Origin of the sequence: Staphylococcus succinus (assembly GCF_029024945.1) — a bacterium.
GTDB lineage: Bacteria > Bacillota > Bacilli > Staphylococcales > Staphylococcaceae > Staphylococcus > Staphylococcus succinus.
In genome coordinates this window covers 730,755-743,270 of sequence record NZ_CP118976.1, presented here as the reverse complement: position 1 = coordinate 743,270, position 12,516 = coordinate 730,755, and the positions used below count along the sequence as shown (strand labels likewise).

The window sequence follows — 12,516 nt, the reverse complement described above, 5'->3', positions numbered from 1 at the left end:
AGGTTAAGTCATATGCTATGCATACTCGTATACGGAAGCTGCAAACACGTTTGCAACAAATCCAGTAATTCTTAACGTTTTGAGAATTGTGGTGAACGACGTGCTTTTTTAAGACCTGGTTTTTTACGTTCTTTCATACGTGGGTCACGAGTAAGTAATCCAGCGCGTTTTAAAGAACCTCTGTATTCAGGATCAGCTTCTAATAATGCACGAGAAATACCGTGACGGATAGCTTGAGCTTGTCCAGTGAAACCGCCACCTTTAACGTTAACTAATACATCATAGTTACCTTTAGTTTCTGTTACATCGAATGCTTGGTTTATATCTAAAATTAATGATTCAAATGGTAAGTAGCTACGTACGTCACGGTCATTAACTGTGATGTTACCTTCACCTGGTACTAAACGTACACGTGCTACTGAGTTTTTACGACGGCCTGTACCTCTATATTCAACTTGTGCCAATGTAATTTCCTCCTTCTAATTAACCACGTAACTCGTAGTTTTCTGGTTGTTGTGCAGCGTGTGGATGTTCAGCGCCACCATATACAAATAATTTTTTACCTTGTTTTTCGCCTAAACGAGTACTTGGTAACATACCTTTAATTGAGTTTTCAATTAAACGTTCTGGGTTAGTTGCTTTTAACTCACCAGCAGAAATTGATTTAATTCCACCTGGATGGTTTGAGTGACGGTAATACATTTTATCTTGCTCTTTATTACCTGTGAACTGAATGTTTGAAGCATTGATGATGATTACATAATCACCACTATCAACGTGTGGTGTAAAAGTTACTTTATTTTTACCGCGTAAAATAGATGCTACTTCTGATGATAAACGACCAAGTGTTTGACCGTCAGCATCAATAACATACCATTTGCGCTCAATGTTTGATTCATTTGCCATAAATGTTTGACGCATAATAATTGTCCTCCTAGAGTAAATAAATAAATAAATATTTCTTGTTTAATAGTTATTACTTTTAAATCATAAATTTCATTTATTTTTTAATTGTTGTTCTACGTGCTTCTATATCTTGTAACACAATAAGATTCCGGGGCTTATCGTGGGTGATATAAAACAATACCGTTAGTAATCGTATAATTTTTATGTCGTTTTGTCAATGTAATTTAGATATTTTTCGATGAATTTTTTTGATGTATTTCTATATCATGGCCATAATCATTTTTTAGTTCTTCAGAAGTAAAATATATTTTTTCTAAATATAATCCTTCTGCCGGCGCTGTGAACGGAATTTGATTACGATCTTTCAATTCTAATAAATATGGTACTTCTTCAGGTTCCCGTTTTCCTTTGCCAACTTCTATTAGAAAAGCCATTAACACACGTACCATATTATATAGGAAACCAGAGCCAGTTACAATATAATCAAAGCCATCTGTTGTTTTTTTAATTCTACTATTATATAATGTGCGCACTTTACTTTCTATCTCTGTTTTTTGAGAACAAAAACCAGTAAAATCATGTGTACCTATAAATAATTGCGCTGCACGGTCCATTTTATCAATATCTAATGTATCTGGTATATATGTTTTTAACCCACTTTGAAATGGATCCTTATGTGGCGATTGATAAACTTTATAGCGATAGGATTTTCCTACACAATCATATCTACAATGAAAAGCTTCATCAACAAACCTGACGTCTTTGACATATACATCATCTGGCAAAGCACGATTCATAACATATTTCCATTGTTGCTCAGAAATATTTAATTCTGAATCAAAGTGAAAATATTGTTGTATGGCATGTACGCCTCTATCTGTGCGACTTGTGGCCTGTATACGAACATGATGTTTGTGCATTCTTTTTAATATTCTTTCGAATTGTTGTTGTACTGTTCTACCATTTTGCTGTATTTGAAAACCAAGAAACTGGCTTCCTTGATACGAAATATTTACCAAAACGCGCATTAACTTACACTCCTATTAATTTCAAAGCAAATAATATAACTATTATGGGTAATAGTAATACCAATAACAAACTATCCGGCCATTGCCATTTTAGCTTTCGATAACTCGTTCTTTGCTTATTTGTTTCATAGCCTCTTACTTCCATAGCAATGGCTAAATCTTCTGCCCTTTGAAATGCAGAAATAAATAGTGGAATCAATAATGGAATAAATGCCTTTATACGATTCGCTAAACCACCAGAACTAATTTCTGAGCCACGTGACTTTTGAGCTAAAATAATCTTATCTAACTCATTCATCAATGTGGGGATAAAACGCAATGCGATTGACATCATCATACTCAGCTGATGTACAGGTATTTTAATCAATTTTAACGGTGATAATAAACGTTCAAACGCATCTGTTAAGTCTATAGGGCTTGTAGTCAACGTCATAATAGTTGATATCATAATAATAAACATCAGTCTTAAAACAATATAGATACCTTCTAATATCCCTTGTGTGTCAATTGAAATAAAGCTCAATTCAACTAATCGTGTTCCACCTTTAGTTAAAAACAAGTGCATAAGCAATGTAAACACTAGGAAAATCCAAATGGGTGTTAAGCCTTTAAATAAGAACCAAAGTTTGATATGAGCTAGCTTCACAAATAAAAGAATTAAAATAAACAACCATAAATAAGTAGCAAATGAATGTGCAAAAAAGATTAAAATGATAAAGAAGAACACAAATATTAATTTTGCGCGTGGATCTAAACGATGCACTAATGTGTCTAAGGGTAAGTAACGTCCAATAATAAACTTATCTTTCATCTTGGCGCCACTCTTTATACATCGCGATGAACTCTGCTTCTGTTAACGCAATTTTACTGAAATCGTATTGATATTTATCTTCTATATCTCTCTGTAATTTCACAATATCTGGCACATCTAAATGAAGTTGATTCACATAATTAGTATCACTAAATAACTTGCGTGGTGAGCATGATTCAATCAGTTTCCCACGTTTCATAATTTTAACTTCATCTACATACTTAGCTACGTCATTCATTTCATGTGTCACAAGTATAATGGTTTTATTTTGTTCTATTTGTAACTTTTTAATTAACTCCATAATTTGTTTTCTACTTTTTGGATCTAAACCAGCTGTAGGTTCATCAAGAATAACAACATCAGGATCCATAGCTAAAATCGATGTAATAGCTATTTTTCTCATTTGTCCCCCTGACATTTGAAAAGGAGACTGCTGTAGTATATCTCTATTGAAATCAAAGTCTAAAAGTAAATGGAAGGCTCTATCTTTCACTTCATCTAAAGGCATGTCAAAATTCTTAGGGCCAAACATAATTTCTCGTTCTACAGAATCCTCAAATAATTGAGACTCAGGAAATTGAAACACAACACCTACACGCTTACGTAACTGCTTTAATTGCTTATCCTTTGTCTTATGAGTGATCGTTACATCATCGACTTGTAACGCGCCTTTAGATGGCTTTAACAAGCCATTAAAGTGCTGTATCAATGTTGATTTACCTGACCCTGTTTGACCTATAATAGCGTAGTATTTACCTTGTTCAAAGGACGTTACCACATCTCTTAATGCAAGATGCTCAAATGGTGTACCTCTTTGATAAACATAACTGACTTTGTTAAAGTTGACTGTCATAGCTTTTTCAACAACCCTTCATAAGTTATGTATTCAGTAGTATCAGATAGATATTGATTCATACGTATTGAAAACGGCAGGTCTAATCCAATATCCGTTAATCTATCTGCATAATTAAAAATACTTTGAGGTAAACCAGTTTGAAATACTGTACCTTCATTCAAAACTACTAAATGGTCTGCTTCTGCTGCCTCACTTAAGTCATGCGTAATAGAAATAATAGTTACATCATTATCAGCCTTAAGCTGATGAATTAATGTCAATAATTCTTTTCTACCCGCAGGATCTAACATTGATGTCGCCTCATCTAAAATTATAATGTCTGTATTTAACGCAAGTACACCCGCTATAGCTACACGTTGCTTTTGACCACCAGATAAGGACTGTGGTTCATATTCTGCTCTATCTAACATATCTACATCTAATAAAGCTTTAGGAACAAGTTCACGCATTTTCTCATAAGTAACTGCATGATTTTCGAGACCAAAAGCCACGTCATATTCTACTGTAGAACCAACAAATTGATTTTCTGGATTTTGAAAAACGATACCGATATGTTTTCTTAAATAATTCAAATCTTCTTTATTAATACACTTATCTTTAAAGTAAATATGACCTTCAGCAGGTGATTCAATACCAATCATCAATTTTGCTATAGTAGATTTACCAGATCCATTGTGACCAACAATGGATGTCCATTTACCTTTTGGAATATCAAAAGATACGTCACTTAACGCAAGTGGTTCATCACTATTATATTTAAATGAAACATGATTAAATTTAATGATATTTTCTTGCGTATCCATATCAATTGCCTCCAAAAGTTTTTGATTCTCACTTTATATACCTTTTCTATTTTACATGAAATATTGAGTGAATGCATGTTAAAGAAGTACTAATAAACTTTTTTTAGCTTTAGTACTTTTTATGCATTTGCTAGTAAATACATAACTTTATGTCACCAACGCCCCTAAGCTCTTAAGAGTCAAGGGCTTAATGGTTCGCTATTGCTTTGCAATTGCATAAGTCCCCCTAAGCTCTTATGAGTCAAGGGCTTAATGGGTTCGCTATTGCTTTGCAATTACATAAGTCCCCCTAAGCTCTTATGAGTCAAGGGCTTAATGGTTCGCTATTGCTTCGCAATTGCATAAGTCCCCCTAAGCTCTTATGAGTCAAGGGCTTAATGGTTCGCTATTGCTTTGCAATTGCATAAGTCTCCCTAAGCTCTTAAGAGTCAAGGGCTTAATGGGTTCGCTATTGCTTTGCAATTGCATAAGTCCCCCTAAGCTCTTAAGAGTCAAGGGGGACTAAAAATAAAAAAAGCGCGCACCCCATCATTGTTTTTGAGTTCACGCTTTAAAGTTTATTTAGTTGATGGGGCACTCTGAGCTAGACAATATTTGTATGTGGCAAACATTATCATTGCACTCATTTGCTTTATATATAGTAGTACGCATATTTAAATTAAACTAATTCGATAATAACTGATTCAGCACCGTCGCCGCGACGAGGACCTACTTTAAGAATACGAGTGTAACCACCTTGACGTTCTGTATAACGTTCAGCAATTTCACCGAATAATTTTTGTAGCGCAGTTTGAATCGTTTCATCTTCATTTAAGATTTCTACATTACGTAAAGTTTTAGCAGCTTGACGACGTGAAGCTAAATCTCCTTTTTTACCTAAAGTGATTAATTTTTCAACAACACTACGTAATTCTTTTGCACGAGCTTCTGTAGTTTCAACACGCTCACTAACGATAAGTGAAGTAGCTAAATCGCGTAACATAGCTTTACGTTGATCAGAAGTACGACCTAATTTTCTGTAACCCATGAGTTAACCTCCTTTATATTAATCTTCTTTTCTTAAGCCTAAACCTAAGTCTTCAAGTTTATATTTAACTTCTTCTAAAGATTTACGACCTAAATTACGCACTTTCATCATATCTGCTTCTGATTTATCAGCTAATTCTTGAACAGAGTTGATACCTGCGCGTTTTAAACAATTATAAGAACGGACAGATAAGTCTAATTCTTCAATTGACATTTCAAGTACTTTTTCTTTTTGATCTTCTTCTTTTTCAATCATGATTTCAGCATTTTGAGCTTCATCAGTTAATCCAACGAAGATATTCAAGTGTTCAGTTAAGATTTTTGCAGCTAATGAAACAGATTCTTGTGGCGTAATAGAACCATTAGTCCAAACATCCAAAGTTAATTTATCAAAATCACTACTTTGACCTACGCGCGTGTTTTCTACTGTATAGTTAACACGTTCAACAGGTGAATAAAGTGAATCCACTGGAATTACACCAATTGGTAAATCACTAGTATTATTTTGTTCTGCTAATGCGTAACCTCTACCCTTATTGGCAACTAGACGGATTTTTAAATGTCCACCTTTTGAAACTGTTGCGATTTTAATCTCAGGATTTAAAATCTCTACATCACTATCATGAGTAATGTCACTCGCAGTTACTTCGCCTTCATCTTTAACATCGATTTCTAAAGTTTTATCTTCTTCAGAATAGATTTTTAATGCTAATTTTTTGATGTTCATAATAATCGTAGAAACATCTTCAACAACATTATCTATAGCTGAGAATTCGTGTAAAACGCCTTCGATTTCAATGTACTTAACGGCTGCACCTGGTAATGAAGATAGTAGGATACGACGTAAGGAGTTTCCTAGTGTAGTACCGTAGCCACGTTCTAGTGGTTCAACAACGAACTTACCGAATTTAGCATCATCACTAATTTCAATTGTTTCAATTCTAGGTTTTTCGATTTCAATCATTTACAAATATCCTCCTTGATTACGTCGACTTGATTTGTACTGTATTTCTCAGTGACCTGCGACAATAACAATAAAATTATACGCGACGACGTTTTGGTGGACGACAACCATTGTGTGGAACTGGAGTAACGTCACGAATAGCAGTTACTTCTAATCCAGCTGATTGTAATGCACGGATAGCTGATTCACGACCAGGACCTGGACCTTTTACAGTTACTTCAACAGTTTTCAAGCCATGTTCCATAGCTGTTTTTGAAGCAGTTTCTGCTGCCATTTGTGCTGCAAATGGAGTTGATTTTTTTGATCCTCTAAATCCAAGTGCACCTGCTGATGACCATGATAAAGCATTACCGAATTCATCAGTGATTGTTACGATTGTATTGTTGAATGTTGAACGGATGTGTGCCACACCATTTTCAATATTCTTTTTCACTCTACGTTTACGAGATACTTGTTTACGTGCCATTTAAATTTTGCCTCCTTTACCTATTATTTTTTCTTGTTAGCTACAGTTTTAACTGGGCCTTTACGAGTACGAGCATTGTTTTTAGTCTTTTGTCCGCGTACTGGTAAGCCACGACGGTGACGGATACCACGGTATGATGAGATTTCCATTAAACGTTTAATGTTTAAATTTTGCTCACGACGTAAGTCACCTTCTACTTTATAGCTGTCAACAACTTCACGGATACGACCTAATTCATCATCTGTTAAATCTTTAACGCGAGTTTCTGGTGATACATTTGCTTCTTCAGCAATTTTGTTTGCTGTAGTTGTACCGATACCATATACATATGTTAATGAAATAACAATACGTTTTTCACGTGGAATATCTACTCCTGCAATACGTGCCATAATTATTTACACCTCTCTTTTTTAGCCTTGTCTTTGTTTATGCTTAGGATTGCTACAAATTACCATTACTTTACCTTTACGTTTAATGACTTTACATTTTTCGCAAATTGGTTTTACTGATGGTCTTACTTTCATTTTAATACCTCCCTATATTATGGAGTGACAACTATTTATAACGATAAGTAATTCTGCCGCGTGTTAAGTCATACGGAGACATTTCTACTGTTACTTTGTCGCCAGGTAGAATACGAATATAATTCATTCTGATTTTACCACTAACGTGAGCTAAAATCTCATGACCATTTTCTAATTCTACTTTAAACATTGCATTTGGTAAAGTATCTAATACAGTACCTTCTAATTCAATTACATCTTGTTTAGCCATTTATTAACTTCCCCCTTCTTGCAATAGTTGGTTATCGTCGACAATCAACTCTAACCATACGAGTCTATAAGTGTTGTTAATAAGTTTAACAAAATTAAAATGAATTACTTAATCGCATTGTCACTCTTATTCAATTATACTTTTTAGCATTACATAGACCGTACAAAGTTGATTTTATTTTAAGTCTTCTAAGATACTAATAACGTCTTCAGTAACGACTTTAATATCTCTAGAACCATCAATGTTATTTAATACTTGTTTATTATCATAGAATTCCAAGATAGGTTTAGATTGTTTAACATTGACGTTTAAACGATTAGCAACTGTTTCTGGATTGTCGTCTTCACGTTGATATAATTTACCACCGTCAAGATCACAAATACCATCAACTTTTGGAGGATTGAATACAAGATGATAAGTAGTTCCGCATTTTTCACAGATTCTACGACCAGTAAGGCGGTTCATTAATTCTTCTTCAGGTACCTCTATATTGATAACAGCATCAATTTTTCTATCTAATTCTTGCATGATTTCACTTAATGCTTCAGCTTGTTCAATAGTACGAGGAAAACCATCTAATAAGAATCCTTTTTTCGCATCGTCTTCAGAAATTCTTTCTTTAACGATACCCACAGTAACTTCATCAGGGACTAATTCTCCACGATCCATGTATGATTTAGCTTCTTTACCTAAATCAGTTTCATCTTTAATCGCTTTTCTGAACATGTCGCCAGTAGATATGTGTGGAATTGGGAATTTCTTTACAATTTCACTCGCTTGAGTTCCTTTACCTGCTCCAGGTAAACCCATTAAAATGATATTCATAAGTGCCCTCCTACAATTTATCTACCACCAAAGCCTCTATAGTCTTTTTGACTCACTTGAGCCTCAAGACTCTTCATCGTTTCAATTGCAACACCAATTACGATTAGTAAGCTAGTACCGCCTACTTGAATCGATTGAGGCAAGCTCATTACTTTAGTTGCAATAATTGGAAGAATCGCAATTACAGCTAAGAATATTGATCCAACAAATGTTAAACGATAGAGTACTCTAGTAATATATTTTTTTGTTTGCTCGCCAGGTCTAATGCCCGGAACATAACTTCCTTGTTTCTTAAGGTTATCTGCCATCTTTTCAGGATTAACTTGCACAAATGCATAGAAGTATGCGAAAGCAATAATCAGTACTACGTATACGATCATACCGATATTATTCGATGGATTTGCAACATCTGAAATCTTTTGCGCCCAACTAGCGTCAGGGAAGAACAATGTTAATGTTCTTGGTAACAAGAAGAACGCCATTGAAAAGATAACTGGGATAACCCCTGCAGAGTTAACTTTCAAAGGTAAATACGTTGCTTGTGAACCTAATCGCTGTGTTGATTGTTTCTTGGCATATTGAATTGGAATTTTACGAACAGCTTGTAATACGTAAATTGCTCCAACAGTTAATAATATCATTCCCACAACTAATCCAAGTACTTTCAACCACGCCATAGTGACATCATCTTGCCCTACAAACGCTTGTTGATAGAATTGAATTAAGGATGAAGGTAATGAAGACAAAATGCCTGCAAAGATAATTATTGAAATACCATTACCAACACCAAACTGAGTGATTTGTTCACCTAACCAAATTAAGAATGCCGTTCCAGCTGTTAAAACAACAGCAATTAATAAATAACTGAAAATCGATTGATCCATGATCAACTGACCTTTCAAATAATTATTAAATTGGAAAGCCATACCAATTGATTGGATAAATGCAAGAATAATTGCAAAATAACGCGTTACGTTATTAAGTTTTTTTCTACCTGCATCACCTTGTTTTGCCCACTCTGTAAACTTCGGAATAATATCCATTTGTAATAACTGCATAACTATGGATGCAGTTATATAAGGCATTATACCCATGGCAAAGATAGAAAAGTTCTTCAAGGCTCCGCCACCAAATGTATTTAACAAATCAGTGACACCTTGAGAACCTTGTTGACTGTCAAAGGCAGCTGGGTTCACCCCAGGCGCTGGAATATAAGTACCTATCTTAAAAATAACTAACATTGCGAGAGTAAAAAAGATCTTGTTACGAACTTCTTTAGTTTTAAAGAAGTTCACAAGCGTTTCTACCATTAGATCACCTCGTGTGCTCCACCTTTAGCATCAATAGCTTCTGCTGCAGATGCAGAGAATTTGTGAGCTTTCACTGATAACTTTTTGTCAAGTGAGCCATTACCTAGTACTTTAATACCAGATTTTTCACTCTTAACTACACCAGATTCTACTAATAAAGCAGGAGTTACTTCAGTACCATCCTCAAATTTATTAAGTTGGTCTAAGTTAACAATAGCATATTCTTTACGGTTGATGTTAGTAAAACCTCGTTTTGGCAAGCGACGGAATAATGGTAATTGACCACCTTCGAAGCCTGGTCTTACACTACCACCTGAACGAGCTTTTTGACCTTTTTGTCCACGACCACTAGTTTTACCGTTACCAGTAGCTGCACCACGTCCAACGCGGTTACGAACTTTACGAGAACCTTCTGCCGGTTTTAACTCATGTAATTTCATTTCGGCACCTCCTTATAATTATTTTTCTTCTACTGTCACTAAGTGACTTACTTTGTTGATTTGCCCGCGAATAGCTGGGTTATCTTCAACAACTACTGAAGAATTCGTTTTTTTCAAACCTAAAGCTTCAACAGTTTTACGTTGTGTTTCTGGACGACCTATAACACTACGACTGAGGGTAATTTGTAATTTAGCCATAACTTATTTTCCCTCCTTAATTGTATAATTCTTCTACTGATTTGCCACGTAATTTTGCAACTTCTTCAGCATTTTTAAGGTTTTTTAATCCATTAAGTGTTGCACGAACCATGTTGATTGGTGTATTTGAACCTAATGATTTACTTAAGATATCAGTGATACCTGCTAATTCTAATACGGCACGAACAGGGCCACCTGCGATAACACCTGTACCAGGTGCAGCTGGTTTCATAAATACGCTACCTGAACTGAAACGTCCAGTAACTGTGTGAGGTGTAGTACCTTCAACACGTGGAACTACGACTAGATCTTTTTTAGCTGCTTCAACAGCTTTTTTGATTGCTTCAGGTACCTCTTGAGCTTTACCAGTACCGAATCCAACGCGACCATTTCTATCTCCAACTACTACTAAAGCAGTGAAACGGAAACGACGACCACCTTTTACAACTTTTGCGACACGGTTAATTGTAACAACGCGTTCTTCAAATTCTTTCGCTTCTTCTTCTCTACGAGCCATGTAAATGTCCCTCCTTTAAATTAAAATTCTAAACCATTTTCACGAGCTGCATCTGCTAAGGCTTTAACACGGCCATGGTATAAATATCCTCCACGGTCAAATACGATTGCTTTAACGCCTTTTTCGCTAGCTCTTTTAGCTACTGTTTCGCCGACTTTTGCTGACAATTCAACTTTTGAACCTGTTTCATTAGCTAATTCTGTTTCTTGTGTAGAAGCTTGAGCTAATGTTTTGCCATTAATATCATCGATAACTTGTGCATAGATATGCTTGTTTGAACGATAGATGTTTAAGCGTGGTTTTTCAGCTGTGCCAGATAACTTAGTACGGACACGTGCATGTCTTTTTAAACGCACTTTGTTTTTATCAATTTTGCTGATCATTTTATTACTCCTTTCTTCTGAAAGTTATTTATTATTTACCAGTTTTACCTTCTTTACGGCGAACGTGTTCACCTTGGTAACGAATTCCTTTACCTTTATAAGGTTCTGGAGGTCTTACTGAACGGATGTTAGAAGCTATTCCTCCAACTTGTTCTTTAGAAATACCAGCTACTGTTACTGTTGTGTTTTTCTCAACTGAGAAAGTGATACCGTCTTCAGCTTTAAATTCAACTGGATGAGAGTAACCAACGTTTAAGATTAAGTCGTTACCTTGCATTTGAGCACGGTAACCAACACCAACAAGTTCAAGCGTTTTTTGGTATCCTTTTGAAACACCTTGTATCATATTGTTGAGTAAAGCACGAGTTGTACCATGTACTGTTCTATCATCTTTAGAATCAGTTGGTCTTACAACTTCAATAGTACTTTCATCTTGTTTATATGTCATTCTTTCATTAAATGTTCTAGATAATTCACCTTTAGGACCTTTAACAGTTATTGTATGTTTTTCAATACTTACTGTTACGTCACTAGGAATGTCAATAATTTTTTTACCAACACGACTCATGTTATCGCACCTCCTTATTTATTATTACCAAACGTATCCTAAAATTTCTCCACCGACATTACGTTTTCTAGCTTCTTTATCAGTGATAACACCTTCTGAAGTAGATACTAATGCAATTCCTAAACCGTTAAGTACTTTAGGTACTTCGTTAGCTTTTGCATAAACACGTAAACCAGGTTTAGAGATACGTTTTAATCCAGTGATAACACGTTCATTGTTTTGACCATATTTAAGGAATAAACGGATTACCCCTTGTTTATCGTCTTCAACAAATTCTACGTTTTTAATGAAACCTTCACTTTTTAAAATTTCAGCAATTTCTTTTTTAATGTTTGAAGCAGGTAATTCTAATTTATCGTGACGCACCATGTTTGCGTTTCTTACACGAGTTAGCATATCTGCAATTGGATCGTTGATTGTCATTGATTGTTGCCTCCTTTCAGACTATTTTGTATTACCAGCTAGCTTTACGTACGCCAGGGATTTGGCCTTTATAAGCTAATTCACGGAAACAAATACGGCATAATTTAAATTTACGGTATACGGAATGTGGACGACCACAGCGTTCACAACGAGTGTATTCACGTACTTGGAACTTTTGTTTTTTTTGTTGCTTAGCAACCATTGAAGTTTTAGCCACT

General features: G+C 35.1%; 21 protein-coding genes. All 21 read right to left on the bottom strand.

The features are described from left to right. Positions 1-71: 71 nt before the first annotated feature. Positions 72-464 (bottom strand): 30S ribosomal protein S9, encoded by a 393-nt coding sequence (rpsI, locus tag PYW31_RS03400; protein ID WP_046835646.1) that lies wholly within the window; start codon positions 462-464, stop codon positions 72-74. A 19-nt stretch (positions 465-483) separates the two neighbouring features. Next, the gene (rplM, locus tag PYW31_RS03395) at positions 484-921 is read right to left on the bottom strand and encodes a 50S ribosomal protein L13 (protein ID WP_046835647.1); all 438 of its coding nucleotides are present in this window, start codon (positions 919-921) and stop codon (positions 484-486) included. 209 nt (positions 922-1,130) lie between these two features. Continuing rightward, positions 1,131-1,934: a tRNA pseudouridine(38-40) synthase TruA gene (gene truA / locus PYW31_RS03390; protein WP_046835648.1), complete on the bottom strand. Its 804-nt coding sequence runs from the start codon at positions 1,932-1,934 to the stop codon at positions 1,131-1,133. 4 nt (positions 1,935-1,938) lie between these two features. Continuing rightward, positions 1,939-2,745: an energy-coupling factor transporter transmembrane component T family protein gene (locus PYW31_RS03385; protein ID WP_046835649.1), complete on the bottom strand. Its 807-nt coding sequence runs from the start codon at positions 2,743-2,745 to the stop codon at positions 1,939-1,941. Next, positions 2,735-3,598 carry an energy-coupling factor transporter ATPase gene (locus PYW31_RS03380; protein WP_046835650.1) on the bottom strand — a complete coding sequence of 288 codons (864 nt, stop codon included), beginning with the start codon at positions 3,596-3,598 and terminating at the stop codon, positions 2,735-2,737. The genes PYW31_RS03385 and PYW31_RS03380 overlap by 11 nt, the downstream gene beginning before the upstream one ends. Further along, a complete protein-coding gene (locus tag PYW31_RS03375) occupies positions 3,595-4,404 on the bottom strand; it encodes an energy-coupling factor transporter ATPase (protein ID WP_046835651.1) in 810 nt (269 codons plus the stop codon). Before PYW31_RS03375 ends, PYW31_RS03380 begins: the two co-directional genes overlap by 4 nt. Before the next feature lie 658 nt (positions 4,405-5,062). Continuing rightward, complete coding sequence (gene rplQ, locus PYW31_RS03370) at positions 5,063-5,431, bottom strand: 50S ribosomal protein L17 (protein WP_046835652.1); 369 nt, start codon at positions 5,429-5,431, stop codon at positions 5,063-5,065. Between the two features lie 18 nt (positions 5,432-5,449). After that, positions 5,450-6,394: a DNA-directed RNA polymerase subunit alpha gene (locus tag PYW31_RS03365; protein ID WP_046835653.1), complete on the bottom strand. Its 945-nt coding sequence runs from the start codon at positions 6,392-6,394 to the stop codon at positions 5,450-5,452. 76 nt (positions 6,395-6,470) lie between these two features. Next, a complete protein-coding gene (gene rpsK / locus PYW31_RS03360) occupies positions 6,471-6,860 on the bottom strand; it encodes a 30S ribosomal protein S11 (RefSeq protein ID WP_046835654.1) in 390 nt (129 codons plus the stop codon). Between the two features lie 23 nt (positions 6,861-6,883). Further along, positions 6,884-7,249 (bottom strand): 30S ribosomal protein S13, encoded by a 366-nt coding sequence (gene rpsM, locus PYW31_RS03355; protein WP_029378523.1) that lies wholly within the window; start codon positions 7,247-7,249, stop codon positions 6,884-6,886. Between the two features lie 21 nt (positions 7,250-7,270). Further along, complete coding sequence (rpmJ, locus tag PYW31_RS03350; protein WP_002482634.1) at positions 7,271-7,384, bottom strand: 50S ribosomal protein L36; 114 nt, start codon at positions 7,382-7,384, stop codon at positions 7,271-7,273. A 31-nt stretch (positions 7,385-7,415) separates the two neighbouring features. Beyond that, positions 7,416-7,634 carry a translation initiation factor IF-1 gene (infA, locus tag PYW31_RS03345; protein WP_001118443.1) on the bottom strand — a complete coding sequence of 73 codons (219 nt, stop codon included), beginning with the start codon at positions 7,632-7,634 and terminating at the stop codon, positions 7,416-7,418. Between the two features lie 174 nt (positions 7,635-7,808). After that, positions 7,809-8,459, bottom strand: coding sequence for an adenylate kinase (locus PYW31_RS03340; protein ID WP_046835655.1), 651 nt, complete (start codon positions 8,457-8,459; stop codon positions 7,809-7,811). Positions 8,460-8,476: 17 nt separating this feature from the next. Then, positions 8,477-9,769, bottom strand: coding sequence for a preprotein translocase subunit SecY (gene secY, locus PYW31_RS03335; protein WP_046835656.1), 1,293 nt, complete (start codon positions 9,767-9,769; stop codon positions 8,477-8,479). Further along, positions 9,769-10,209 (bottom strand): 50S ribosomal protein L15, encoded by a 441-nt coding sequence (gene rplO / locus PYW31_RS03330; RefSeq protein WP_046835657.1) that lies wholly within the window; start codon positions 10,207-10,209, stop codon positions 9,769-9,771. Before rplO ends, secY begins: the two co-directional genes overlap by 1 nt. 18 nt (positions 10,210-10,227) lie before the next feature. Beyond that, positions 10,228-10,407 carry a 50S ribosomal protein L30 gene (gene rpmD / locus PYW31_RS03325; protein WP_046835658.1) on the bottom strand — a complete coding sequence of 60 codons (180 nt, stop codon included), beginning with the start codon at positions 10,405-10,407 and terminating at the stop codon, positions 10,228-10,230. 16 nt (positions 10,408-10,423) lie between these two features. Then, positions 10,424-10,924, bottom strand: coding sequence for a 30S ribosomal protein S5 (gene rpsE / locus PYW31_RS03320; RefSeq protein WP_046835659.1), 501 nt, complete (start codon positions 10,922-10,924; stop codon positions 10,424-10,426). 20 nt (positions 10,925-10,944) lie between these two features. Next, on the bottom strand, positions 10,945-11,307 hold the full coding sequence (gene rplR / locus PYW31_RS03315) for a 50S ribosomal protein L18 (RefSeq protein ID WP_046835660.1): 363 nt from the start codon (positions 11,305-11,307) through the stop codon (positions 10,945-10,947). A 31-nt stretch (positions 11,308-11,338) separates the two neighbouring features. After that, positions 11,339-11,875: a 50S ribosomal protein L6 gene (gene rplF, locus PYW31_RS03310; RefSeq protein ID WP_046835661.1), complete on the bottom strand. Its 537-nt coding sequence runs from the start codon at positions 11,873-11,875 to the stop codon at positions 11,339-11,341. Positions 11,876-11,899: 24 nt separating this feature from the next. Next, the gene (gene rpsH, locus PYW31_RS03305; protein ID WP_046835662.1) at positions 11,900-12,298 is read right to left on the bottom strand and encodes a 30S ribosomal protein S8; all 399 of its coding nucleotides are present in this window, start codon (positions 12,296-12,298) and stop codon (positions 11,900-11,902) included. Positions 12,299-12,329: 31 nt separating this feature from the next. Further along, complete coding sequence (locus tag PYW31_RS03300) at positions 12,330-12,515, bottom strand: type Z 30S ribosomal protein S14 (protein WP_002482625.1); 186 nt, start codon at positions 12,513-12,515, stop codon at positions 12,330-12,332. Between the last annotated feature and the right edge of the window lies 1 nt (position 12,516).